At 61.6% G+C, this 23,535-nt stretch carries 21 protein-coding genes and 3 pseudogenes; 12 read left to right on the top strand and 12 right to left on the bottom strand.

All coding sequences use genetic code 11. The features are described from left to right. Positions 1-85: 85 nt before the first annotated feature. Positions 86-1,147: a YeiH family protein gene (locus tag AC58X1_RS01660; protein WP_497428755.1), complete on the bottom strand. Its 1,062-nt coding sequence runs from the start codon at positions 1,145-1,147 to the stop codon at positions 86-88. Between the two features lie 115 nt (positions 1,148-1,262). Between AC58X1_RS01660 and AC58X1_RS01665 the strand changes: the two genes are divergently transcribed. Beyond that, on the top strand, positions 1,263-2,180 hold the full coding sequence (locus AC58X1_RS01665) for a LysR substrate-binding domain-containing protein (protein WP_497428171.1): 918 nt from the start codon (positions 1,263-1,265) through the stop codon (positions 2,178-2,180). Here the strand turns inward: AC58X1_RS01665 and AC58X1_RS01670 are convergent. Further along, positions 2,174-6,010 carry a bifunctional nitrate reductase/sulfite reductase flavoprotein subunit alpha gene (locus AC58X1_RS01670; protein ID WP_497428172.1) on the bottom strand — a complete coding sequence of 1,279 codons (3,837 nt, stop codon included), beginning with the start codon at positions 6,008-6,010 and terminating at the stop codon, positions 2,174-2,176. The genes AC58X1_RS01665 and AC58X1_RS01670 overlap by 7 nt on opposite strands. 282 nt (positions 6,011-6,292) lie before the next feature. Continuing rightward, positions 6,293-8,272 carry a hybrid sensor histidine kinase/response regulator gene (locus AC58X1_RS01675; protein ID WP_497428173.1) on the bottom strand — a complete coding sequence of 660 codons (1,980 nt, stop codon included), beginning with the start codon at positions 8,270-8,272 and terminating at the stop codon, positions 6,293-6,295. A 195-nt stretch (positions 8,273-8,467) separates the two neighbouring features. Here AC58X1_RS01675 and AC58X1_RS01680 point away from each other — a divergent pair, with 195 nt between their 5' ends. The 6 genes and pseudogenes from AC58X1_RS01680 to AC58X1_RS01705 all read left to right on the top strand — a co-directional run bounded on the left by AC58X1_RS01680 (position 8,468) and on the right by AC58X1_RS01705 (position 10,935). Further along, positions 8,468-8,617 carry a hypothetical protein gene (locus AC58X1_RS01680; protein ID WP_497428174.1) on the top strand — a complete coding sequence of 50 codons (150 nt, stop codon included), beginning with the start codon at positions 8,468-8,470 and terminating at the stop codon, positions 8,615-8,617. A gap of 328 nt (positions 8,618-8,945) precedes the next feature. After that, the gene (locus AC58X1_RS01685; protein WP_101318908.1) at positions 8,946-9,233 is read left to right on the top strand and encodes a hypothetical protein; all 288 of its coding nucleotides are present in this window, start codon (positions 8,946-8,948) and stop codon (positions 9,231-9,233) included. Positions 9,234-9,354: 121 nt separating this feature from the next. After that, positions 9,355-9,709: pseudogene (locus AC58X1_RS01690) on the top strand (TetR/AcrR family transcriptional regulator). 39 nt (positions 9,710-9,748) lie between these two features. Then, positions 9,749-10,134: pseudogene (locus tag AC58X1_RS01695) on the top strand (nuclear transport factor 2 family protein). A gap of 28 nt (positions 10,135-10,162) precedes the next feature. Next, positions 10,163-10,291: a hypothetical protein gene (locus AC58X1_RS01700; protein WP_497428175.1), complete on the top strand. Its 129-nt coding sequence runs from the start codon at positions 10,163-10,165 to the stop codon at positions 10,289-10,291. 59 nt (positions 10,292-10,350) lie between these two features. After that, on the top strand, positions 10,351-10,935 hold the full coding sequence (locus AC58X1_RS01705) for a flavin reductase family protein (protein ID WP_181107206.1): 585 nt from the start codon (positions 10,351-10,353) through the stop codon (positions 10,933-10,935). Positions 10,936-10,955: 20 nt separating this feature from the next. On the opposite strand, the pseudogene AC58X1_RS01710 reads toward AC58X1_RS01705, so the two are convergent. After that, positions 10,956-11,087, bottom strand: a pseudogene (locus AC58X1_RS01710) (cation:dicarboxylate symporter family transporter); the annotation flags it as partial. Between the two features lie 67 nt (positions 11,088-11,154). Next, entirely contained in the window at positions 11,155-13,461 is a 2,307-nt protein-coding gene (locus tag AC58X1_RS01715) for a TonB-dependent siderophore receptor (RefSeq protein ID WP_497428176.1), read from the bottom strand. A gap of 106 nt (positions 13,462-13,567) precedes the next feature. Between AC58X1_RS01715 and AC58X1_RS01720 the strand changes: the two genes are divergently transcribed. Both AC58X1_RS01720 and AC58X1_RS01725 read left to right on the top strand, forming a co-directional pair. After that, positions 13,568-14,338 carry a response regulator gene (locus tag AC58X1_RS01720; protein ID WP_101318913.1) on the top strand — a complete coding sequence of 257 codons (771 nt, stop codon included), beginning with the start codon at positions 13,568-13,570 and terminating at the stop codon, positions 14,336-14,338. Further along, positions 14,325-15,761, top strand: coding sequence for an ATP-binding protein (locus tag AC58X1_RS01725; protein WP_497428177.1), 1,437 nt, complete (start codon positions 14,325-14,327; stop codon positions 15,759-15,761). Before AC58X1_RS01720 ends, AC58X1_RS01725 begins: the two co-directional genes overlap by 14 nt. On the opposite strand, the gene AC58X1_RS01730 is transcribed toward AC58X1_RS01725, so the two are convergent. Further along, entirely contained in the window at positions 15,742-16,434 is a 693-nt protein-coding gene (locus AC58X1_RS01730) for a DUF421 domain-containing protein (RefSeq protein WP_101318917.1), read from the bottom strand. The two genes, AC58X1_RS01725 and AC58X1_RS01730, sit on opposite strands and share 20 nt — an antisense overlap. Before the next feature lie 229 nt (positions 16,435-16,663). On the opposite strand from AC58X1_RS01730, the gene AC58X1_RS01735 reads away from it, so the two are divergent. Both AC58X1_RS01735 and AC58X1_RS01740 read left to right on the top strand, forming a co-directional pair. Next, positions 16,664-16,951, top strand: coding sequence for a DUF6555 family protein (locus AC58X1_RS01735; RefSeq protein WP_181087776.1), 288 nt, complete (start codon positions 16,664-16,666; stop codon positions 16,949-16,951). Beyond that, entirely contained in the window at positions 16,948-17,340 is a 393-nt protein-coding gene (locus tag AC58X1_RS01740) for a response regulator (RefSeq protein WP_497428178.1), read from the top strand. Before AC58X1_RS01735 ends, AC58X1_RS01740 begins: the two co-directional genes overlap by 4 nt. Before the next feature lie 83 nt (positions 17,341-17,423). Here AC58X1_RS01740 and AC58X1_RS01745 read toward each other — a convergent pair whose 3' ends face one another. From AC58X1_RS01745 to AC58X1_RS01765, 5 genes are all read right to left on the bottom strand, one after another. Beyond that, positions 17,424-17,603, bottom strand: coding sequence for a hypothetical protein (locus AC58X1_RS01745; protein WP_181087779.1), 180 nt, complete (start codon positions 17,601-17,603; stop codon positions 17,424-17,426). 68 nt (positions 17,604-17,671) lie between these two features. Then, a complete protein-coding gene (locus AC58X1_RS01750) occupies positions 17,672-19,066 on the bottom strand; it encodes an LLM class flavin-dependent oxidoreductase (RefSeq protein ID WP_101318925.1) in 1,395 nt (464 codons plus the stop codon). 92 nt (positions 19,067-19,158) lie between these two features. After that, on the bottom strand, positions 19,159-19,755 hold the full coding sequence (locus AC58X1_RS01755) for a TetR/AcrR family transcriptional regulator (RefSeq protein WP_150569420.1): 597 nt from the start codon (positions 19,753-19,755) through the stop codon (positions 19,159-19,161). 12 nt (positions 19,756-19,767) lie between these two features. Continuing rightward, positions 19,768-20,616: a 3-hydroxybutyryl-CoA dehydrogenase gene (locus tag AC58X1_RS01760; protein WP_150569419.1), complete on the bottom strand. Its 849-nt coding sequence runs from the start codon at positions 20,614-20,616 to the stop codon at positions 19,768-19,770. Between the two features lie 11 nt (positions 20,617-20,627). Further along, positions 20,628-21,812 (bottom strand): acetyl-CoA C-acyltransferase family protein, encoded by a 1,185-nt coding sequence (locus AC58X1_RS01765; protein WP_181107195.1) that lies wholly within the window; start codon positions 21,810-21,812, stop codon positions 20,628-20,630. Positions 21,813-21,981: 169 nt separating this feature from the next. Here AC58X1_RS01765 and AC58X1_RS01770 point away from each other — a divergent pair, with 169 nt between their 5' ends. Then, positions 21,982-22,995 (top strand): AraC family transcriptional regulator, encoded by a 1,014-nt coding sequence (locus AC58X1_RS01770; RefSeq protein WP_497428179.1) that lies wholly within the window; start codon positions 21,982-21,984, stop codon positions 22,993-22,995. A gap of 7 nt (positions 22,996-23,002) precedes the next feature. Here the strand turns inward: AC58X1_RS01770 and AC58X1_RS01775 are convergent, their stop codons facing one another. Further along, positions 23,003-23,440, bottom strand: coding sequence for a carboxymuconolactone decarboxylase family protein (locus tag AC58X1_RS01775; RefSeq protein ID WP_103437148.1), 438 nt, complete (start codon positions 23,438-23,440; stop codon positions 23,003-23,005). Between the last annotated feature and the right edge of the window lie 95 nt (positions 23,441-23,535).

Raw genomic sequence — 23,535 nt, forward strand, 5'->3', positions numbered from 1 at the left:
GCATGTAAAACTCCTACTTGGACACCACCATACCGACAAATGTGCGCCGCAACGAGGGGGCTGTTGAAAATCCCTCCTTCGCTGCTCAGCCGAACAGCCGTTGCACGGCCAAGGTGATGCCCAGGCCGCCGAATACCAGCCACAGATTGAGAATCGCCCCGGTTGCCAGCGCCCTTGGGCCGGCCTGGCGAATCTGGCTGAATTTGGTCTCCATGCCCAAGGCGGTCATGGCCATGGTCAAGGCGAAGGTATCGAACTGATTGACCGCGCTCACGACGCTGGTGGGCAGCACCTGCAGCGAGTTGACCAGCACCAGTGTGAGGAAGCCGAAGGCAAACCACGGCACGTTGATCCTGCCGTTGCCCTGCGCCTGACCAGCCTGGCGCGAACGGCTGATCCACAGGCCCACCACCAGCAACACCGGCACCAGCAGCATGACCCGGGTCATCTTGACGATGGTGGCGATATGCGTGGCTTCAGGGCTGACGTTGCTCGCCGCGCCGACCACCTGGGCGACCTCATGCAGGGTGCCGCCGAAAAACAGGCCAACGCCGAGCGTGTCCAGGCCCAGCCAGCCGCTGTTGACCAGTACTGGGTAGAGCAGCATCGACAGCGTGCCGAACAGCACCACGCTGCCAACCGCCATGGCGCTCTTGTGCGGCTGTGAGCGCAAGGCCGATTCAAACGCCAGCACTGCGGCTGCACCGCAGATGGCGCTGCCGGCGGCGGTCAGCAGAGCGGTGTCGCGGTCCAGCTTGAATAGCTTGATGCCGACCCACAGGCCGAGCAGCAAGGTGCTCACCACGATCGCCAGCGACACGGTCAGGCCTGACCAGCCGACTTGGGCGATCTCCTGCAGACTGACCCGCAGGCCGAACAAGGCCACGGCGATGCGTAGCAGATTGCGTGCACTGAAGTTGATACCGCTGGCCCAGCCGGCGGGTATGCCTTGGCGCAGCAAGTTGCCGTACAACGCGCCGGCAAGGATGCCGACAATCAGCGGGCTGATGCCCAGGCGGGCAAAGGCGGGCAGTGCTGCCAATTGCGTCACTGCCAGGGCGAACAGGGCGACAAACAAGATACCGTTGAGCCGCCCACGGGTGTCGTGAGTAGGCGTATGCGAGTGTGTAGCGGGAGCCGTAGCCATCATGCATCCTCCGGTCGAGGTAGCGTTTCGATAGGCCCACGTTAATTCAGTTATAAGCTTATAAAAAATCGTGATTCAGGATGGAAAATATCCGCCTAGCTGATACTTTGTGCAGATGACCCCTGAACAGCTTATAACTTTCGCTGCCGTTGCTGAGCACGGCAACATCAGCCACGCGGCGCTGGCCCTGCACCTGTCGCAGCCTGCCGTATCCGGGCAGTTGAAGCTGCTGCAAGAAGAATTCGGCGAGCCGCTTTACCAGCGTGCCGGCCGTGGCGTGCGCCTGACTGCAGCGGGCGAGCAATTGCTCGGCCACGCGAAACGGCTGCGCGATACCTTCGTCCAGGCCAAAGCGCTGAAGGACGCGCTGCGCGGGCTGGAACGCGGCACCTTGCGCATCGGCGCCAGCACGACCCCAGCGAGCTATCTGCTGCCGTACCTGATTGCCGATTTTCGCCAGCGCTACCCCCAAGTGCTGGTGACGACCATCAATGGCAACACGGCTGACATCGTCGCCGCCCTGGGATCGTTGGATATAGCCCTGATCGAAGGTCCGCCCGGCCCCGACTTGCCGGCAGGCACAGGGGTTACACCGTGGCGCGAGGACGAAATTGTTGCCATCGTGCCCAGCCAACACCTGCTTGCCGCAGTTGAGCACGGGCAGACCCTGCAAGCGTTGGGCGCCTATCCACTGGTGCTGCGCGAAAGCGGTTCGGGCGTACGCCAGTTGGTCGAGCGAGCATTTGCTCGCAGCGGGGTGGCGATGCGGGTGGGCCTGGAGATTGCCGGTGTGGAAGGGGTCAAGGAAGCAGTGCGGGCAGGGATGGGCGTCGGTTTTGTCTCGTCGATGTCGATGCGCCACGAGGACGCAGCGCTGCGGCGCCTGCGGGTTGCCCCGGAGGCGTTGACCCGGCGCTTCTCGATCCTGATGCCGCATGCCGACACGCCGTCGCGGGTGGCGGCGCGGTTTCTTGAGCTCTGCACTGCGCCCGCTTGCGAGCCGGGGCAAGGCGTTGGCCCGGCGAATCAGTAGACATCGCGCAGGTAGCGTCTTTCCTCGCTCAACTGGCGCCAGTAATCAGCGGCAGCGTCGGATTCCAGGCCACCATGACATTGCGCAACCTGGCGCAGGGCATAATCGACGTCCTTGGCCATGCGGCTGGCATCGCCACAGATATACAACTGCGCGCCTTCTTGCAGCCAGCGCCAGAGCTCGGCGCCTTGCTCCAGAATGCGGTCCTGAACATAGATTTTCTGCGCCTGGTCGCGGGAAAATGCCAGGCTCAAATGGGTGAGCAGGCCATCGCGCTGCATGGCTTGCAGCTCTTCGCGGTAATAAAAATCACTGGCCGCGTGCTGCTCGCCGAAGAACAACCAGTTGCGGCCTGGATCACCCCGCGCCTGGCGCTCCTGCAAAAAGCCCCGGAATGGCGCCACGCCAGTGCCCGGGCCGATCATGATCATCGGCAGCGAGCCATCGGCCGGTGGGCGAAAGTGCTTCGATTGCTGGAGGAAAACCGGCACCTCGGCGTGCTCTGCGCGGTCGGCAAGAAAGGTCGAAGACACGCCCTTGCGCTTGCCGTAGCGCACGGCTGCAACCGTAAGATCGACTGCACGGGGATTGGCCTTGGGGCTGGAGGCGATCGAGTACAGGCGCGGTTGCAGGCGTTTGAGTGTGCCAAGCAACTCGCTGGCGCCGCAGTCGATCGGGTAGGCATGGAGCACGTCTGCCAGCTGGCGGCCCCACAGCCACTCATTCAGCTGCGCTTTGCGCTCGCTGCTGAGCAACTGCTTGAGTTCCGGGTTACCGCTGCGTTCGGCGATCAATGCCAGCGCTTCGCGGCTGGGGCGGGCGATTTCGAAGTGTTCGCTCAGTGCCTGGCCTAACGGAACGTCACCAAGCTTGTCGAGGCTGACCGGCGTGTCCGCAGCCAGGCCGGTCAGTTCGAGCACTTCGCCGACAAGTTCCGGGCAGTTGCGTGGCCACACGCCCAGTGCGTCTCCCGCCTCATAGGCCAGGCCTGAATCTTCCAGGGCGAAGGAAAACAAGCGGGTATCCTTGCTCGCACCCGGCTGATTCAAGCGAACATTGCTCAACAGGCGTGAGGCATAAGGCTTGGCTTTGCTCGGCGTCGCGCTGGTTGCTGGGTCCTCAATCAGCGCTGTCGGCGCAAGATCGAGTGCCTGCTGCAACTGCGCCAGCCAGTGCTCGGCCTGCACCTCGTAGTCGCTATCGCAGTCGACTCGCTCAATCAGGCGGGTCGCGCCCAAGGCTTGCAGGCGATGATCGAGTCTCTTGCCGTGGTTACAGAACTGCTCATAACTGGCGTCACCCAGCGCCAGCACGGCATAGCGCAGTGACTCAAGCTGCATCTGCTGCGCATTCAATGCGCTCCAGAAGCGCTCGCCGTTGTCGGGTGGGTCGCCGTCACCAAAGGTGCTGCTGATCAAGGCCAGGGTCTGCGTGCTGGCCAGCTTGCTCGCGGGAAAGTCCGCCATCGCACACAGCTGCACGCTGACCCCTGCGTCGCGCAAGCGCTTGGCGTAGCGCTCAGCCAGGGCTTCGGCATTGCCGGTCTGCGAAGCCCACAGCAGCGTCACGTGGCCTGGCAAGGCAGCGTCTTCCTCGGCCCCCATGGCGAGGTCTTCGTGAGCAGGGCTGGCGGTGATTGCGGGAGCGCTCGCCGTATCCAGCCATTGGTGGTCGATCAGCTCGACCCGTTGCAGCGCAATCGCACAGCACTTGAATTCGGGTTGCAGCGAAATCGGGTCGACAGCGTCGTTGGTCACGGCATTGATCGCCAGGTTGTCGCCAAACACATCGTTCCAGTGAAAAGGTGCAAAGCAATTACCCGGCAGGACCCGTTCGGTGATCACCGCTGGCAATACGGCGCGACCGCGTCGCGAGCGTATTTCCACGGCGTCTCTGGCCTTGATGCCAAGTATGGCTGCATCCTGCGGGTGGATCTCGATAAACGGCCCAGGATTGAGCTTGTTCAGCGTGGCCACCTTGCCGGTCTTGGTCAGGGTGTGCCATTGGTGCTGCACGCGTCCGGTGTTGAGCAGCAATGGGAAGTGTTGGTCGGGCATTTCAGCGGGTGGCAAATGCGGGCGCGGCAGAAACACGCCCTTGCCATGCTCGGTCGGGAAGACGATGGCAGGTCGGCTGCCGTCTTCTGCCAGTGCAAGCGACTGGCTGACGCCGTCGTTGAGGTAGCGGACCGGATTGCGCGTCTCGCCAGGGTCCACAGCGCACGGCCACTGCAGCGGCTGTTCGCGTAGACGGGCGTAGGTCGCCCCGCGAATGTCATAGCCGGTCTTGGGGTTCCAGGCGCGCTTGATTTCTTCAAATATCTCGGCTGCGCTGCTGTAGCTGAAGGCATCGGCAAAACCCATCTCGCAAGCCACCCTGGCAATGATCTGCCAGTCGGGCAGGGTTTCACCGGGTGCCTGCACGGCTTGCTGCATCAGGGTCAGGTTGCGTTCGGAGTTGATCATTACCCCTTCAGCCTCAGCCCACAGCGCGCCGGGAAGGAGGATATCGGCGTAGCGATTGGTCTCGGTGTCGAGGAAGGCGTCCTGAGTGATCACCAGCTCAGCCTGTTGCAAGCCGTCGATGACCTGCTGGCGGTTGGGCACCGATGCCACCGGGTTGGTGCAGATGATCCAGCAGGCCTTGATCAGGCCGCTGCGCATCTGCTCGAACATCGCCACAGTGCCGCCGCCTACGTCCTGCCGCAGGCTGCCGCGCGGGATCGCCCACAGGTCTTCGATGAACTGCCGGTCGGCCTCGACCAGCACCGAGCGTTGGCCGGGCAGGCCGGGGCCCATGTAACCCATCTCGCGCCCCCCCATGGCATTCGGTTGCCCGGTCAGGGAGAACGGCCCGCTGCCCGGGCGGCAGATGGCGCCGGTGGCCAGATGCAGGTTGCACAGCGCGTTGGTGTTCCAGGTGCCGTGGGTGCTCTGGTTGAGACCCATGGTCCAGCAGCTCATCCATTCGCCGGCTTCACCGATCCAGGCTGCAGCCTGATGAAGGTCGGCCTCAGGGATACCCGTGATGCGCGCGACCTGGTCTGGCGGGTAGTCTTCGAGAAACGCCGGCATGGCCTCCCAGCCCGCGGTGAACGCCGCGATGAACGCCGGATCGGTGTGGCCGTTTTTCACCAGCAGGTGCAGCAGGCCGTTGAGCAGGGCCAGGTCGGTGCCGGGCTTGATTTGTAAAAACAACTCGGCTTTGTCTGCCGTGGCAGTGCGGCGAGGGTCGACGACGATCAGCCTGGCTCCGGCCTTGACCCGATCCATCATGCGCAGGAACAGAATCGGATGGCAGTCAGCCATGTTGGCGCCGATCACGAAAAACAGCTCGGCCTTGTCGAAGTCCTGATACGAGCCCGGCGGCCCGTCCGCGCCAAGCGATAACTTGTAGCCGCTGCCGGCGCTGGCCATGCACAGGCGCGAGTTGGACTCCAGGTTGCTGGTGCGGACAAAACCCTTGGCCAGCTTGTTGACCAGATACTGCGCCTCCAGCGACATCTGCCCGGAGACATAGAACGCCAGTGCATCGGGGCCGTGCTGTTCAAGGATGGCGCGCAGGCGCCGGGCGGTCTCGCTGATGGCAGTGTCCATGGCGATCCGCACCGGATCCTGATTGCGCTGCTGGCGCAGGTAGGCGTTTTCCATCCGGCCAGAATCAGCGATGGCCTGGCCACAGGTGGTGCCCTTGGTACAGAGCCTGCCGAAGTTGCTCGGGTGCGCCTTGTCGCCGCTGACCTTGACCACGCGGTTGTGCTCGACCTGCATGACGATGCCGCAGCCCACGCCACAGTAGGGACACACGCTGCGTACAGTTTTGCTTGTCATCTTCGCCCCTTGATCTCTGCCCGCCGCAGCGGCCCAGAAACAAAAAAGGCGCCATGAGACCTTCCGTCGAAACGGGGTCTACACGGCGCCTTTGTCGTATTAGGTGCAGTCTTCGTTGACTGCGCAGGTGAACTAGCAAACAGCGGGCCATAACTCGCCCAGCACCCGCCCGACTCGCGCTGGCGAGTAACTCTATTGGACGCTGTTCACTTACGTTGCACTCAGAATTTGCACGGGAGGGCAGGTCGCACCAGTTCAGCGCACAGCGCTGGCATGTCTCGTTCAGCGATGCAACGCGCGGTTCAGGGCCTTGAGCAGGTCGTCGATCGCGTAAGGTTTTTTCAGTAGCTGAGGGTGGCGCTGGGAACCCTGGGAAAGGGCGCTGCTGTAACCGCTGGCAAGCACCACCGGCAGTCCCGGCCAGCGCTCGCTGATCACATCAGCCAGTTCCAGCCCGGTCATGCCCGGCATCACTACGTCGGAGAGCACCACGTCAACTGGCGGGTGTAGGTCTTGCAGCAGCTCGATAGCGGCTGCTGCGCTGCTCACCAACTGGGTCTTGTAGCCAAGTTCCTGGAGCAGGCTGACGGTAATTTCGCCAACCTGTGCGTTGTCTTCCACCAGCAGCACCTGAGCATCGTTTACTGCCAATGGCACTGCAATCTCTTGTTGCGAAGGGGGAGGCGGGGTTGCTGCGGGCAGCGCGATCCTCATCGTCGTGCCCGTCCCCAGCTCGCTCTCGACGCTGACCTGGCCACCGGACTGATTGACGAAACCATACACCTGGGACAGCCCCAGGCCAGTGCCCTTGCCGACGGCTTTGGTGGTGAAGAAGGGTTCGAACACCCGTTCAAGGTTGGCCGCATCGATGCCATGCCCTTGGTCGGTAACGCTGATGATCACAGTCGGCGCACTGGCTGGCGAAGAAAGCGCAGGTGCGGCACTCACTGCCAGCGTTATGTCGCCCGCGCCCTGCATAGCATCGCGGGCATTGATTACCAGATTGACCAGCGCCGTCTCGAATTGATTTGGATCGGTGTTGACGTAGTGGTCCTGCTCCGGAAGTGACAGCTCGATACGAATGTTCGCCCCGACCATGCTGCGCAGCATCTCGGCAATTTGCTGCACGCGCTGCGCCGCCAGAAAGGTTTCTGGCTTCAATGTCTGGCGGCGGGCGAAGGCCAGCAATTGCCCGGTGAGTTTGGTCGCTCGGTCAGCAGTTTCCAGGATCAGGTCGATGAAACGGTGTTGCTTGTCGCCCGCGCCGGGATTGCGCCGCAGCAACTCTGCTGCGTTGCGGATGATGGTGAGAATGTTGTTGAAGTCATGGGCCACGCCACCGGTGAGCTGGCCGATGGCTTCAAGCTTCTGCATTTGCCGCAGTTGCGCCTCGGCGGCGAGCAGGTCGCGTGAGCGCGCTTGCACCTCAACTTCCAGCTGTTCGTTGAAGTTACGCAGTTGGTCTTCTGCGTCATGCCGGTCATGCACGTCGATGGAAGTGCCGTACCAGCGCAGGATCTGCCCTGAATGCGGCTCTCGATAGGGCGTAGCGCGGACCATGAACCAGCGGTAGGTGCCGTTTTGCCCGCAGAGGCGATGTTCGGTCGTGAAGTCCTGCCCGCTCGCCCGGGCCAGTGCGAAATCTTGCACTGTTTTGCCAACGTCCTCAGGGTGAACACCAGCATGCGTCATCAGCCCGATACCCGCACCATCGACCGCCGCGCCGAAATATTCCTGCCAGCGGTTGTTGACGAACACCACACTGCCTTGTGCATCGCATACCCACGCCAGCTGCGGCATGGTGTTGGCCAGAAGCTCGAAGGCCGCTTCGCTCTCATCGAGCCGTGCCTGGCTGCGGTGGCGCTCGGTCAGGTCGCTGGCTGCACCAAACCACTCGATGAGCTCGCCGGACTGGTCAAAGATAGGCACCGCTCTGGAATGGGTCCATCCAAAACTGCCGTCGGCGAGTAACACTCGATGCTCCAGTTCGAACACGGATTGGGTGCGGATCGCTTGCTCGACCGCCGCCAACACCTGGGTGCGGTCTGCGTCTGGAATGTATTTCTCGATCCAGCCCTGGCATGGCTGAGCGGTCTCTTCGAGAAAGCCCTGGCCGGTCAACTCATGCATCTGAGTCCAGTCGGGGCTCATGGGGTAGAGGGTGGTACTGCTGGCACTGACCAGTGCGCGGAAGCTACTGCTACCTGTCGCGGACAGCGGCGGCCCGGCGCGTTCAGTTCGAAGTGTTGGTCGATGTTCCATGAGCTGTCCCTGAGCTGAAAGTTGCCATGCAGACCCGGTCGGATCACGCGTGATTACGCAGGAGAGGCCATGCTTGCTCGTGGAGTTCAGTGCGAATGGTCATGGTGCGATATGCGGCATGCCCTGGACTGAGGCATTCGCGCCCTGTACCGCAATTGTTGTGTCGCTGAACCTGGCAGGCAACGGAACTGGACGATGGCAAATTCGACCGGTTCAAAGTGCTGTCAGCGGCGAGGGGTGATGGAGGTCGGCGCCGCAAGCCTGGGCATCGATCTGAGCCACGACTATGCCGGCTTGTACAAGTGGCTGCTGGCGAGCTTTCTCGTTGGTAAACGGATTCGTTAGTCGGTGGCACTTGCGGCGTATCACGCGCTGGTCGTGGGCAATGGCTAACTATTTGGACCTTAATGTCAAAGTGGATGCAGTTCGGCTGAGTCAATAGTTGCTCAGCTTCGACGGTATCGGTCCCAAGGCGTTGGAAATATTTATGCGGGAGTTGCACTGCATGCAACGGTGAATCAATTAGATATCCGGCGTTATGCAAAACTCTTCGTTTTGTATAAGTTTTTTTGCCGTTTATCAGAACGTTACCCTGTTTGCACTGATGTAGTTGATTCGACAACCTGAAGCGCTATGTTGGGTAACGATAGGATTAAAGTCGCAGGAGGATGCCATGCGAATTCGCGGTGATGTGTTCTGGAGTTGGGCCGACCCCGCGCTGCACCATCGAGGTCATGACGAAAAGCTCGAGAGTGGCGTCATGATCGACGTTCAGGTGCGCTTGGCACGCACTGGCCAGACGCAGTTGTTCATCGGGATCTATGCCGCGAGCGGAATGTCGCTGCACGAGGAGGCTTACGATTCTCGTCCTGGAGAATCAATGACGCACGCATTGGCCTGGGGGGTAGGGCGAGCACGGCATTTGATCAAGGAGCAGCGGCTCGGCAAACGTGTCGCCTAGCTGCGTAGGGCGGCGCGGCAGTGGGCCCTGACGAAGACTGCCATTTTTGGTAGCGTCTGCGCCCTATGAAGAATCCCAATCAGACACGCGTCAACACATCATCGATGTCGCCAGGTCGCTGATGATCCAAAAAGGTTACACCGCGGTCGGCCTCAGCGAACTGCTGGCTACGGCTGGAGTGCCGAAAGGCTCGTTCTACCACTACTTCCGCTCCAAGGAGGAGTTCGGTCAGGCGCTGCTCGAGGAATACTTCAGCGAATACCTGGGGCGCGTCGATTCACTGACGCATGCAGAGAATCACCAGCATGGTCGAGCAAGGCCAGGCGGATGGCTCGATCAGCGCGGCTTCGCCGCCAACGGTCCTGGCTGAAGGTATTTATCAGCCTTGGCTAGGTGCGTCGTTGCTGGTCAAGGTTACCCATTCGGAACAGCCTTTTGATGTGGCAATGACAAACAGCCAACGCCTCTTGAACTGACTTTTTCAGCGCCTTCAACCCGTCTCATACTGAATAACCGTGAGCAAATCTAACTTCGTCGCTGAATATAGCGCCATCGTTGCAGTGCTGAACAAATACAACGAAGGCGGCAAGCAAGCGGGCAGCCGTATCATGCAGCCGGCCTTAAGCGATCAGGCCACTATTTTTGGGCTTGATGGCAACAACAAGTTGGTCGGGGGCGCCATTCAGGAGTTGTTCGACACCATCGACAAACCATCTTTCCGACCTTCGCCCGAAGCCCAAGGTGTGATTGTCAATGTTGATATTGTGGGTACTGCCGCCAGCGCGCGGATCGATACCAATGATATTTCCGGTTTCTGCTTCACCGATTTTTCAATCTGCTGAAAGTCGAAGGTGAGTGGAAAGTGATCAGCAAGATTTACCACACCCATGTAGCGCCCTGAATCTGCGCTCTGCACCGAGAGCAGGACTGTGATCCAATGGTCTGCCAGCTTCGATAATCGCGGGCTGGACTCGCAAGGCCAGCAGGTCGAGGCTATCCGCGAATTGATCGTAGCTGGCCATGACAGCCTGCTGGCACATTTCCAGAGCCAGCCTTAGGCTTGAATCAATGCTCCGGGCGCGCAGTCGATGCGCTCGGACAGCTGGAGCATGTACCCATGAATGAACACATTGCAGCAGTCGCGCTGGAAAAAGCCTACAGGCTGCTCAACCACGGCCCAACGGTCCTGGTCTCTGCTCGCCATGCTGGCGTGGACAACGTGATGGCTGCGGCTTGGGCGTGTGCGCTGGACTTCTCGCCGCCCAAGTTGACGGTGGTGCTGGATAAAATCGCCAAGACTCGTGAGCTGGTCGAGCAGAGTGGCCAGTTCGTGATCCAGATTCCGACCGTAGCGCAGGCTGAGCTCACCTTCCAGGTCGGCCACCGTAGCTTGCTCGAGCAGCCGGACAAACTTGCGCGCAGCGCGGTCGAGCTGTTTGCTGTGCCCGGCCACGATCTGCCATTGGTTGCGGGTTGTTCAGCCTGGCTTGCCTGCCGCCTGATCCCCGAGCCGCACAACCAGGATCGCTACGATCTGTTCATTGCCGAGGTCGTAGGGGCCTGGGCCGATACGCGGGTGTTTCGTGACGGGCACTGGCACTTCGAAACTGCTGATCCCACCTTGCGCAGCCTGCACTATGTCGCTGGCGGCCACTTCTATGCGATCGGTGAGGCCGTCGACGTCGAATCCAAGGCTGAATAAGGCCAGTCGATAAACGATTGTCACCGCACAAAAACGCGTTCGGTGGCGGTCCCCTTGAGCGTCTCTCCCTCCCAGCGAGCAATCACCAGAGGAGCAATCGCATTGCCAAGCACGTTGAGCGTGTTGGTACCGCTTTCGACGATGCGGAAAATCCTCTGCACTTTGCGCCCCGAGAAGTCTGTGAGCTGACATGGCCAAAGGCGTCTGAGCGGGTTATCCCTAAAAAGCCGTCTTCAACGTCAACGACAGGCTGCGCGGGTCACCATAGATGGCACCGGCATAGAACCCGTAGCGGGTGTAGTAATGCTTGTCGAACAGGTTGTTGGCATTGAGCGTCAGCGAGACATCGTCATTGATGTCGTATTTGGCCATCGCACTCCAGATCGCATAACCCGACCAGTTGACGTCCGTGGCAGCGCGGCTTACGCCGTTGCTGGGCTGGCCAGCGGGGGTGGAGTTGGCGCGGATGTTGGTCTGCGCGGTAACGCCGGTTCCGACGGTCAAACGATCGAGTGGGCCAGACAGGCGATAGGTGGTCGAGGCCTTGAACAGGTGCGACGGGTCGCTGCGACCGTCCGCATCGAGCCTGCGCAAATGCAGATAGGTGTAGCCGGCATAAAGGTTCCAGTCCGGAGTAAGGGCACCCGAAACTTCCAGATCGATACCGTCGGTTTCCACCCCTGAACCGGCCTTGTAGGCCTGGGCGCCGGTTGGCGTCAGATTGTCGCTGTCGGTGACGGCCTTGTTTTCCTGACGGGTCAGGAAGTACGCCGCCTGGGCGTTGACCAGGCCTCCCAGCCATTCGCCCTTGATGCCGCTTTCATAGCTTTGGCCACGAATTGGCTCAATCTTGCTGCCGCTGACGCTTTCTTCGCTCTGCGGGGTGAAAATATCGGTGTAGCTGGCGTACAGCGAGTAATTGTCGTTGAGGTCATAGACTGCTCCCAGGTACGGAGTGACGATGCCGTTTTCTTCCTGGTTGCTGCGCACGCCTGCGGTACTGCGGGTAGTGCTGCTGTAATTGCTGACGCGGGCGCCGACGATCACCGACAGCGGGTCGGTAATGCTCAGGCGTGTCGCCGCGTACATGCCCTGCAGGCGGGTGGTGGTCTTGCTGTGCAGGCCGGTCTTGTAGGCATTGATGGCGTAATCGTCGTCCACGCCATCATGCCAGTTGCTGATCGGGAAGCCGTTGTTGGCGCGGAACTGGCAGCCGAGGGTGTTGGCGCTGGTGCGGTCGGCGCTGACCATGTTGCAGGTGTACTGCGGCGACCAGGCAACCGTGCGGCTGTCGCTGTAGCCGAGCATGGCTTGATGGCTGCGACCAAGCATTTCGAACGGGCCGCTGACATCGATCTGCGCCGATTGCTGGGTCGTGTCGGTCGAGCTGTGCAGGCCGTTGAGCACCGCGCCGCTGCCGTCCTGGTTCCAGTAGCCGCCATATACGCCGCGGCCGACCGAGTTGACCTTGGCCAGGCCGCGGTGGTTGAGCGCGTCGGTGGTGCTCTGCGCCGCCTTCAGGTTCAGGCTCCAGTCGTTGTCGAAGTGATGCTCCAGCGAGCCGAAGGTGGTGCGCGTTTCGTACTCGCCAAAGCTCCAGCTGGGCACCAGGTTACTGCTGCGCGGCAGCTTGGTCTTGCTGCCGTCGCCGTACCAGATCGGAATGTTCGCGCCCCAGCCACCGCCAACAATCTTGCTGTATTCGTACTGGTAACCAGCGCCCAGGGTGGTGGCATCACTCAAGTCGAACTCGAAGCTGGCCAGTGCCGCGCGCGAACGCTCGGACTGATTGTCGCGGAACGAGTTGGCATCCTGCTGGGTCATCACCAGCCGCGAGCGCAGCCTGCCGTCTTCCGTCAGCGGCAGGTTCAGGTCGGCGCCCAAGCGGCGTTTGTCCCAGCTGCCGTAAGTGATGTAGGCACTACCGCCAAATTCCTTGCCTGGACGCTTGCGAATCAGGTTGACGGTGGCCGATGGGTCACCGGTGCCGCCCATCAGGCCGTTGGCGCCCCGGACGATATCGATGCGTTCATACATGTCCATGTTCAGCGCCGTGCCTGCGCCGCTGAAGTCCGAGCCGCCGGGGAACTGCAAGCCGTCTGCCTTCCAGTTGGTGATCGGGTAACCACGCGCGCGGTACTCGGTGCGGCCGCCAACTTCCATTTTGCTCATGCTGACGCCGGGCGTGGTATCCAGCGCCTGCTCGATGTTGGTGATCTGTCGATCCGCCATTTGCGCCTGGGTGATCGTCGTGACTGACTGCGGCGTCTCGCGGGGTTTGAGCTTCAGCCCGGTGGAGCTGGTGGTGCTGTTGACGGTATAGCCCAACTGTTCGGTGCTGTTCTCAACCGGCATCTGGCCATCGACGTTGACCGCATCCAGTTCGACGACCCTCTCGGCGTTGGCGTGCAGGCTGAGGCTGCCCAGGGCCAGGCCGATTGCCAGGGGCAATGGCGAGCGGCGGCAGTACAGACGTGGGTGTTTGCTTGCGATCGCAAGCGGTGTATGCGCGGAATGACTGGTCATGATGCCCTGCTGTGCAATTGGTAATTCATCGTATTCGCAGATGATTTTTGCTAGCATTCTATGCATCGCTTCTGCGCGCTCTATCAGCGGCTTGTATGGGTATGTAATGGAATGTAATGAAGGTTTTATCGACCGTGCGGAGGTCGCCCGGCTTGCGTCGGCGAGAACGTTTCTGGTGGTCGATGACGATGACGAGATCCGCGAACTGCTCTGCGATTACTTGAGCGAAAGCGGCGATCGGGTACTGGCCGCCGCCAGTGGCAGCGAGATGTGGCAGCAGTTGGCACGGGAACCGGTGGACCTGGTGGTGCTCGACGTGATGCTGCCTGGCGAAGATGGCTTGAGCCTGTGCCGGCAACTCCAGGCCAAACCTGGCTTGAGCGTGATCATGCTGTCGGCCAAGGGCACGGCGTTCGACCGCATCATTGGCCTTGAGGTAGGCGCCGACGATTACCTGGCCAAGCCGTTCGAACCGCGCGAATTGCTCGCCCGGATCAAGGCCGTGCTGCGCCGTTCAGCGCGCGCCGACGCTGCAGCCGAGCAACGGCCGGATCTGCCACAGCGCTTTGCCGGCTATCGCCTTGATCCTGTCAAACGTCTGCTCACGGCCGCCGATGGTACGGCCTGCACATTGCCGCGCTCGGACTTCCGGGTCCTGCGCGAACTGCTCGCTGCGCCCGACCAGGTGCTGACCCGCGAGCATCTGACGCGCAGTGCGATGGGTCGCGATTACACCGCAGATGATCGCTCCATCGACATGTGCATCAGCCGTCTTCGCCAACTGCTTAAGGCTGCGCCCCAAGGCGAAGTGCAGATACTGACTGTACGTAACGAGGGCTACCTTTTGAGCCTCGGCGCTGCAGATGCGCGGCACTGAGCATCCGCGCACCCGCCTGCGCAGATCACTCCGGCGGCTTTGGCCGAAATCGCTGTTTGGCCAGCTGACGCTGATCATGGTCAGCGGCACGGTGGCGATTCAGCTGCTGTCGAGCAGCATCTGGTTTGACGTGCGCTTTGCCCAAGTGCTCGAGGCGCCGGTGCGGCTGATCGCCAGCCGCACTGCGCCGCTGCTGGACACGGCCGGCTGTGACCCCGTGGTGACCATTCAGGCACCGGCGCATTATCAGGCCAGCTGCGTGCAGTCCCCCAGCACAGCTGAGCGGCACAAGGGCCTGCGCCGAACCGGTCTGTTGCTCGAGCAGGCCCTGGCGTACGAGCTTGGCCGCGAGCAGAGGGTGCGGGTGCTGAGTGTCGAGCTCACCGACCCGCAAGGGCAGCCGGTCACCTGGCCGAGCCTGTTCGGTTTGCAGACGGCCATGGCCCATGTGCGCTTTGCCGTGGCCTTGGCCGACGGCCACTGGCTGCAGGTCAGCGGCCAAGAGCTGCAGGGCTGGAGTGGTGAGTCGGCCTGGGCGCTGATAGCCGATTACGTAATCAGGGTGTACGTCCTGCGCATCCTTGCAGTGCTCGCCGTGTGCTGGCTGGCGGTGCGGTTGTGCCTGCAACCGCTGCGCAGGATGAGCGACGCTGCGCGGGCGCTGGGCGAGAGCCTGGAGCAACCGCCGCTGCGGGTAGAAGGGCCTTCAGAGGTGCGCCAGGCGGCGCATACGTTCAATGCCATGCAGCAGCGGATTATCGCCATGGTCAATGACCAGAGCTTTTTCCTGGCGGCCGTATCCCACGATTTACGCACGCCCTTGACCCGCATGCGCCTGCGCGTAGAGCGCATGGGCGACAGCCCGGACAGCCAGCGCCTGAAGCTCAATATCCAGCAGATGGACCAGATGATCGCCCAGGTGCTGGACTACCTGGAAAGTGCCAAGCAGCACACCTGCCAGATCATCGATGTCGACCGGCTGGTGCGCAGCGCCTGCGCCGAGCTGTGCAGTGCTGAAGAGCGCCTGCCCATCAGCGGCCATGCTGGCGCGGTCTATGCCAATGAGGTGCTGTTGCTGCGCTGCATCCAGAACGTACTGGTCAATGCCCTGCGTTATGCGCAGCAGGTCGAGGTGCGACTGGAACGGACCGAGCAGGGCGTGCTGATCCAGGTCGACGACCGCGGCCCGGGCATTGCCGACAGCCAGCTGCAGGTCATCACTCAGCCCTTCGTGCGCGGTGATCACTCGCGTAATTGCCAGTCCGGCGGTTACGGGCTGGGGCTGAGCATCGCCAAGCGCATCGCAGAAAATCATCAGGGCAGCCTGCTCTTGAGCAACCGCCAGGGCGGCGGGCTTTGCGTGCGTATTTTCATCGCCCAACGCAAGGCCGACACCGCGCCCATCAACGGTTGCGCACGGTAGTCAGGGCGGGTGACCACACGCCATGCCCGCAGCGCGCGCATGAGCGCTGTTCGGCGCTGTCGTGGAATACGCTCAGGCCGCAGCTTACACAGCAGTACAGCCCAGGGCCGGGTGGTACCTTGTACTCCGGGCGATGCTCATCAGGCAGAACCGACAGGCCGGGCCGGGTTTCTTCGGCGGTGTAGAAGTACAGACTGACATCGCCGTCCGTTTCCAGAAGTCCAAGCCTGACCTGGCCCAGATGTTCGACGCCTTGCTGGCGCAACTCCATGAACAATTCTTTGGACGAGATATTCAAGTTGCGCAGTGAGTGGATTTCATAGATGCCGTCTTTCACTACGGTAATGGGTACACCATCGATCCAGGCTTCGCAGGTTTTACTACGCGTCATGATGTAGATAGTTACCCGATAGAGCAGTAGCAGTGTCACAAATACCAGCGCAACAGGCAGTAGTGGCACATCTTCATAAAAAGTGACATCACCCGCAGCGGAGCCCAAGGTCAGAATCACCACCAACTCAAAACGCGAGAGTTGTTTGATCCCCCGTCGGCCACTGAACTTGAGGAACAAGAACACCGCTAGAAACGCGGCCAGTACACGGCAGGCGACTTCCAGCAGAAACGTCCAGGGCAGGTCGCCCAGCAGCATGCGTTGCAACTCGAACGACTCCATCCATGACCTCGATTTCGATTGTCTTCGCTAGGATTGACCGCGACTGGCATGGCGCAGTTCATCAAACGCCAGGGCTGCCCTTATGAAATGAATTGGGCCTATTACTTGTACAATATATTTATTATGTACAAGAAAGCTCCGCGCACGCTGGAGAATGTAAATGAAACTGTAAATTAGTGAATTTTCAGAATTGCCAGGCGGTCCTAAATACTTAGGGGAGGACTGCACAATGTTGGGTCAAAAGTTATACATCGTTGAATACACACTTCGCGGCGCCGAGCGCAACTTCGTTATCCGACTGGAGCGGATGGACAATGCCTTGGCGTGGCACTGGGCGGGCTGTGATGCCGGGATTGCGCTCATCCCGCGCTTCGGTCAGCACAATATAAAACATGTCAGCCGGCCCATGGCTGAACGCTACGGGTTGGAGAACGTGCGCTGGCGGCTCGCAGGGGCAGGCCCGGCAGCTGCTCTCGAACAGCCGTCAGCGAGCAGCGAGGTCGAGGAATCCCAGTGAAATTCACGTCCGAAGGTGCGGTGCTGGCCGGCAAGTCGATACTGGTGATCGAGGATGAGCCCCTGTTGCAGGAGTTGATGTGCGCAATCCTCAGCGAACTGGGGGCGCAATGTTCGGCGTTCGCCAACGCCGAGGATGGCCTGATGGCATTGCTCAAGCGTCAGGATCAATACTCGTTGGTGATTGTCGACCACTCCTTGCCGGGAGATATCAAAGGGCTGGAATTGGCGGCGATGGTGCGCCAGCGCTGGCCCGCCACGCCTGTTCTGGTTACTTCCGGGCATGCCCTTCGGAGTAGCGATCTGGGCACTGACCAGCGTTTTCTGATGAAACCGTGGTCAGTCCAACAGTTGAGCGCAGCGGTGTTCGCCGCGCTCGACGGCGATTAGCCACGCCTCAGCCGGCGGTAGCTAGATGTTGGCGCGTTGCGCACGCGTCTTCGCGGTGTCGACTCTGCCACTGACCAATGGCATTACGACGCGGCGTTCTCGCGGCGGGCGCGCTGGATGCGGCTGACTACGATTTGCACGACCATAGCCACCAGGCACAGCAAGCCGATGCGCCAGCTGCCCTCGACGGCGTAGTGCTCGGCCACCTTGCCGGCAAGGATGACGCTGAAAAAGATGGCGACAGGCAGGATCAATTTGTTCATTGCAAAGACCACAGATGATTCAACGAGCCGCCATCCTACAGCTATGCGCACCATGCTCCTACTGCTGATCAGGCAAAACGGAACGATGCACCATGGGCCGAAGCCGGCAGGTAGCTGGAGCCGTCATTGCGCAGGCGTGAACGCAAGGTGCCGCTTTGTGGCTGGGTGCGGTACAGGCCACGTTTCTGCAAGGCCGGGATCACCAGTTCGACAAAGTCTTCCAGGCTGCCCGGGCTGATCAGCGGATTTATCATGTAGCCGCTGGTGCCGGAGATTGCTGCGTGCTCCTCAATGCGCTGCGCTACCTGCTCAGGCGTGCCGACCAGGATCAGGTCGGTGCCTCGGGTGACGCTGGCAAAGCGCTGTTTGACATCGCCAGCGGTCAGCGGCTTGCCGCTGCCGTCAGGGCGCATCATGTACGAGGTCAGGCCTTCGGTGTGGGTCGCCAGGGGTTCGTTGTCGGCATAGCGGCTGATGTCGATGCCCGTGTCGCCGGCATAGCTCACCAGTTGCGCTTGCAGGTGGTAGTTGCTCTGCAGTTGCTCGTATTTGCGCTGCGCCTCGATTTCAGTCTTGGCGGTGACGATCCGCAGCACCGTCAGCGACTTTACATCGTCGGCCTGGCGACCACGGGCCTGCGCTTGAGCCCATATTTCATCCAGACCCTGACGGATTTCCAGCGGGTTGGACTTGGCGATGAAGATCAGCTCGGCGTGCTTGGCGGCAAACTCGCGCCCGCGCCCGGACCAGCCGGCCTGGATCAGCAGCGGGGTTCGTTGCGGCGACGGTGAGCTGAGGTGCGGGCCGGCGACGCGGTAGTGTTCGCCAACATGGTTGATCGGCCGCACGCGTTCACCCTGGGCATAGAGTTGGCGGGACTTGTCGGCGACCACCGCGTCCTGCGCCCAGCTGCCTTCCCACAGCTTGTAGACCACATCGAGGAATTCTTCGGCACGCTCGTAGCGGTCATTGTGCTTGATCATCTGTTCCAGGCCGAAGTTGCGCGCGGCACTGTTCAGGTAAGAGGTGACGATGTTCCAGCCAACCCGGCCATTGCTCAGGTGATCCAGCGTGCTGAAGCGCCGGGCATGGGTGAAGGGATGTTCGTAGCTGGTGCTGACGGTGACCCCGAAGGCGAGGTTTTCAGTCACTGCAGCCAACGCCGGGATGATCATCAGCGGATCATTGGCAGGCGCTTCGACGGCCCACTTGAGGGCCGCGTCGGCTGTGCCGCCATAGCCATCGTAGAAGCCCAGCACATCGGCAAAGAACAGCATGTCGAGGTTGGCCTGATCGGCGATTCGCGCCAGGTTCGACCAGTAGCTCAGCGAGTTGATGCCCAGGCGTTCGTCGGCCGGGTGGGTCCACAGGCTCGGCGCACCGCCACAGCCGACACTGGCTTGTTCATACAGGGCAAACAGCAAAGGTTTGGGATCAGCTCCCGGGTGCGGCGAAGTGCTCAAGTTGCGGCTCCAGTCCAACAGAATTCGTTAGATTGAAGCGCACTAAAAAATCTAAATAAACGACTTATTGGGAATATAAGACTCTGTTGCGGCTATATGACCGCATCTTTGAGGGTGCGCTCGATACCGCCCAGCAGCAGGCTCTGCATCAAGCGCAGGCCCTCATCCTCGGGCAACCCGCGCCCCTGTAGCCAGCCAGGCAGTTGATTGAGCAGGGTACCGAGCGCTTGCCCGGTGGCCGCCAGCGCCGGACCACTGAGGCGTGTCTGTGGTGCCACCAACTTCAGCAAGCCCGCCTGATAACGCAGGCGAACCAGCGCCAGCCGCGCCTGCTGTTCATCGCTCAGGCAACACAGATCGCGTTCGGCCAGGCGAAACTGCAAGCCGCGCTCGGCGTGCAGTTGCCAGTGCGCTGCGATCACCGCAGGCAGCGCCGGCTTGCCTCGGGCCAAGGCCTTGCGGCCCTGGTCGAGGGTCGCCTGCAGCTCCTCGTACAGCTCTTCGATCAGGTCATAGAGCAAATCCTGCTTGCTCGGAAAATGGTGATACAACGAGCCTGCAGTCAGGCCAACATGCGCCGCCAGCTCACGCATGCTGACCTGGCCAAAGCCCTTGGCGGCGAACAGTGCCATGGCCTTGTCGCGACGCTCGTCAAAATTGCTGCAGCGCAGGGCGGCATTGGCCGACATGGCAGGCGCTCCTCAGTAGGTGAAGAAGCCGCGACCGCTTTTGCGGCCAAGGTAACCGGCCGCGACCATTTCCCGCAGCAGCGGAGCAGGGCGGTACTTGCTGTCGTTGAAGCCGTCGACGAATGCCTCCATGATCGCCAGCACGGTGTCCAGGCCGATCAGGTCGGCCAACGCCAGCGGGCCGATAGGCTGGTTGCAGCCCAGACGCATGCCGGTGTCGATGTCCTCAGCGCTGGCCAGGCCTTCCTGGCGCACGAAGATCGCTTCGTTGATCATCGGCAGCAGGATCCGGTTGACCACAAAGCCCGGACGGTTGCCAGCTGTGATCGGCGTCTTGCCGAGCTTTTCGGTCACCACCAGGGCTTGGGCGTAGGTGCTGTCGTCTGTCTGCAAACCACGGATGATTTCCACCAGCGCCATCATTGGCACCGGGTTGAAGAAGTGCACGCCGATAAAACGCTCGGGGTGCTCGATGCTGGCGGCCAGCTGGGTTACCGACAGCGATGAGGTGTTGGTCGCGATCAGGCAAGCGCTACTGACGTTGGCCGCGGCCTGTTGCAGGATGCGCTGCTTCAACTCGAGGTTTTCGGTCGCAGCCTCAATCAACAACTGCACCTCGCGCAGGTCTGCATAATCGGTGCTGGTACGAATCCGGCCACTTGCCGCAGCAGCCTTTTCGGCCTCCAGCGTGCCCTTGCTGACCTGGCGTTCAAGGTTCTTGCTCAAGGTCGCCATACCGCGCTCCAGCGCAGCATCGCTGACGTCGATCAGCAGCACTTGATAGCCCGCCACTGCGCACACCTGGGCAATGCCGTTACCCATGGTCCCGGCGCCAATCACTGCAATCCGTTCAATGCTCACAAAGCCGCTCCTTATACGCGTTCAAAGACGACAGCGATGCCTTGACCGCCACCGATGCACATGGTCGCCAGGGCATAACGGCCTTGCACCCGCTGCAGTTCATGGATGGCTTTGGTAGCAATGATTGCACCGGTGGCGCCGACCGGGTGACCGAGCGAGATGCCCGAGCCGTTCGGGTTGACCTTCTCTGGGTCGAAGTCCAACGCGCGAGCCACTGCGCAGGCTTGCGCGGCAAACGCCTCGTTGGACTCGATCACATCCAGGTCATTGACCGTCAGGCCGGCCTTTTGCAGCGCTTTTTGCGTAGCCGGAATCGGTCCCAGGCCCATCAGCGCCGGCTCGACGCCGGCATGTGCGTAGGCTACCAACCGCGCCAGCGGCTTGAGGCCCAGCCGGCGTACCGCTTCACCGGTGGCCAGCACCAGGCCGGCGGCGCCGTCGTTGATGCCGCTGGCATTGCCTGCGGTGACCGTACCGTCCTTCTTGAACACAGTCTTCATCGCAGCCAACTGCTCGGCGCTTACATCGCCGCGCACATGCTCGTCGACGGCGAACTGCACTGGGCCTTTGCGGGTTTTCAGTTCCAGCGGCACGATCTGGCTGTCAAAACGGCCTTCGGCAATCGCCCGGGCGGCGCGTTGCTGGCTGGTCAGCGCCAGCTCGTCCTGCATCTGCCGGGTGATGCCGTGCTTGGCCGCGACGTTCTCGGCGGTGATGCCCATGTGGAAATGCTCGAACGGGTCCTGCAGCACACCGACCAGATAATCGATGCCTTGCAGATCCCCCATGCGTGCGCCCCAGCGCGCCTGTGGCAGCAGGTACGGCGCGCGGCTCATCGACTCGGCGCCGGCCGCCAGGGCGATATCGGTGTCGCCCAGCAGCAAGCTTTGCGCGGCCGAGACGATCGCTTGCAGGCCCGAACCGCACAGGCGGTTGACGTTGAAGGCCGGGGTTTCCTTGGGAATGCCGGCATTCATCGCCGCCACTCGGCCCAGATAGGCATCGCGGGCTTCGGTGGGGATGACGTTGCCCATCACCACATGACCAATCTGCTCGGCAGCCACGCCGGAGCGCTCGATGGCGGCACGGGCCAGCGCCGTGGCGAGGTCGGCCAGCGGCAGGTCCTTGAGGGCACCGCCAAAGCCTCCGATGGCGGAACGGACGGCACTGACTACGTAGATTTCTGTACTGCTCATGGCGGGCTCCAGTTGCGAAGGCGTAGCGGGACGGGGCCAGGCTCTGCGAGAATGGCCGCCATCTGTGGATGGCCCGAGTCTAGGCAATGCCTGCCTGGCGGCCTATGTCGGATCTGCTCATTCAACCTGGCGTTTTTTGCCACTCAGCATAGACAAGCGAACCCCAGCCATGCGCGATAGCGATTCGGTCGCGGTGTATTTTCTCCAGGCCATGCTGCATGCCCTGGCTGATCAGCCGCAGTTGCGCGATGCACAGTTGCGCGCCGTCGGCATACTCCCTGAGCTGCTTGAAGACCCGGAGGCACGGGTGCCGGCCAAGGCCTTTGCCCAGCTCTGGTTAAGTTTGATTCAGGTGCTGGACGACGAATTTTTCCGCCTCGACAGCCATGGCATGCCGCTGGGCAGCTTTGCCTTGATCTGCCGGGGGTTGATCCAGGAGCCCAGCCTGGACAAGGCACTGCGTCAGTGCCTGGGCAATTTCGGCCTGTTTCTGCGCGACCTGCGTGGCTCGATCAACGTACGTGGCTCGCGCACAGTGATCAGCGTGCAGTCGAGCATTGCCGATCCACTGACCCGGGGGTATGCCGAGGAAACCTATCTGGTGCTGGTGGTCGGTCTGCTGTGCTGGTTGGGCGGGCGCCGGTTGCAGATCGAACGCACCGAGCTGGCCATTGCACGTCCGCCACTGGAAGACGACACGCTGCTGTGGGGCGCTGACCTGCGCCTGGGCAGTGGCCGTACCGAGGTGGAGTTCAACAGTGCCGACCTGCGCCTGCCCGTAGTGCAGGACCTGGCCGCCCTGAAGACTTTTTTGCGCACTGCGCCGCAAGGACTGGTCATTCGCTTTCGCAATCAGAACGGCCTGGTGGCGAAGGTTTATCGCCACCTCAAGGCCCGCGATTATGGCGAGTGGCCGACGCTGGTCGGCCTGGCAGAGCAGCAGGGTTTGAGCGCCAGCAGCTTTCGCCGGCAGTTGCAGCGCGAAGGGCGCTCATACCAGCAGATCAAGGACGAAGTACGTCGGGCGATGGCCTTCGAACGCCTGCGCGAGGGCCTCTTGAGCGTTGCTGAAATCGCCGAGCAGACCGGTTTCCAGGAGCCCAGCGCGTTTCACCGCGCGTTCAAGAAATGGACCGGGCACAGCCCTGGTAGCTACCGCTCGCGGCTGCTCGGACGCGAGTAACCCCAGCTCAGGCCGGGATCATTGCGAACCCTACGCCGAAACGATTCCAGGCGTTGATGGTGGCAATTGCCAGCGTCAGGTTGACCACTTCGGCAGGCTCGAAATGCTCCTGCAGCGCTTGATACTGGTCTTGCGGCGCACCGTGTTCAGGCAACTTGGTCAGGCTCTCGACCCAGGCCAGCGCCGCCCGCTCGCGAGGGGTGAAGTAGTGGGTTTCCTGCCAGACCAGCAAGGTTTGTAAACGGGCCTCGGTTTCGCCGGCCTTGCGCGCATCATTGCTGTGCAGGTTGACGCAGTAGGCGCAGCCGTTGATCTGCGAGGCGCGCAGGCGGATCAGCTCGAGCAGCGAGGTTTCCAGGCCACTGTTGGCCAGCGCCTGCTCCAGGCTGAGCATGGCTTTGTAGGCTTCGGGCGCGTGTTTGGCCCATTCAAGGCGACTGTGCATGGTTTGGCTCCGGTAGGTGCTAGAGGCCGCCGGCTGGCGGGCTGTTGCGCAAAGCTTAGCGCCGCGCAGCGTGGCCCCCGATAGCCAATCCCCGG

The organism is Pseudomonas sp. PGPR N4 (assembly GCF_059693665.1).

What these genes read in the sequence shown, in the direction of transcription:
- AC58X1_RS01660 (WP_497428755.1), bottom strand. Translation starts at nt 1,147, where the DNA reads ATGGCTACGGCTCCCGCTACACACTCGCATACGCCTACTCACGACACC.
- AC58X1_RS01665 (WP_497428171.1), top strand. Translation starts at nt 1,263, where the DNA reads ATGACCCCTGAACAGCTTATAACTTTCGCTGCCGTTGCTGAGCACGGC.
- AC58X1_RS01670 (WP_497428172.1), bottom strand. Translation starts at nt 6,010, where the DNA reads ATGACAAGCAAAACTGTACGCAGCGTGTGTCCCTACTGTGGCGTGGGC.
- AC58X1_RS01675 (WP_497428173.1), bottom strand. Translation starts at nt 8,272, where the DNA reads ATGGAACATCGACCAACACTTCGAACTGAACGCGCCGGGCCGCCGCTG.
- AC58X1_RS01680 (WP_497428174.1), top strand. Translation starts at nt 8,468, where the DNA reads ATGGCAAATTCGACCGGTTCAAAGTGCTGTCAGCGGCGAGGGGTGATG.
- AC58X1_RS01685 (WP_101318908.1), top strand. Translation starts at nt 8,946, where the DNA reads ATGCGAATTCGCGGTGATGTGTTCTGGAGTTGGGCCGACCCCGCGCTG.
- AC58X1_RS01705 (WP_181107206.1), top strand. Translation starts at nt 10,351, where the DNA reads ATGAATGAACACATTGCAGCAGTCGCGCTGGAAAAAGCCTACAGGCTG.
- AC58X1_RS01715 (WP_497428176.1), bottom strand. Translation starts at nt 13,461, where the DNA reads ATGACCAGTCATTCCGCGCATACACCGCTTGCGATCGCAAGCAAACAC.
- AC58X1_RS01720 (WP_101318913.1), top strand. Translation starts at nt 13,568, where the DNA reads ATGGAATGTAATGAAGGTTTTATCGACCGTGCGGAGGTCGCCCGGCTT.
- AC58X1_RS01725 (WP_497428177.1), top strand. Translation starts at nt 14,325, where the DNA reads ATGCGCGGCACTGAGCATCCGCGCACCCGCCTGCGCAGATCACTCCGG.
- AC58X1_RS01730 (WP_101318917.1), bottom strand. Translation starts at nt 16,434, where the DNA reads ATGGAGTCGTTCGAGTTGCAACGCATGCTGCTGGGCGACCTGCCCTGG.
- AC58X1_RS01735 (WP_181087776.1), top strand. Translation starts at nt 16,664, where the DNA reads ATGTTGGGTCAAAAGTTATACATCGTTGAATACACACTTCGCGGCGCC.
- AC58X1_RS01745 (WP_181087779.1), bottom strand. Translation starts at nt 17,603, where the DNA reads ATGAACAAATTGATCCTGCCTGTCGCCATCTTTTTCAGCGTCATCCTT.
- AC58X1_RS01755 (WP_150569420.1), bottom strand. Translation starts at nt 19,755, where the DNA reads ATGTCGGCCAATGCCGCCCTGCGCTGCAGCAATTTTGACGAGCGTCGC.
- AC58X1_RS01765 (WP_181107195.1), bottom strand. Translation starts at nt 21,812, where the DNA reads ATGAGCAGTACAGAAATCTACGTAGTCAGTGCCGTCCGTTCCGCCATC.
- AC58X1_RS01770 (WP_497428179.1), top strand. Translation starts at nt 21,982, where the DNA reads ATGCGCGATAGCGATTCGGTCGCGGTGTATTTTCTCCAGGCCATGCTG.
- AC58X1_RS01775 (WP_103437148.1), bottom strand. Translation starts at nt 23,440, where the DNA reads ATGCACAGTCGCCTTGAATGGGCCAAACACGCGCCCGAAGCCTACAAA.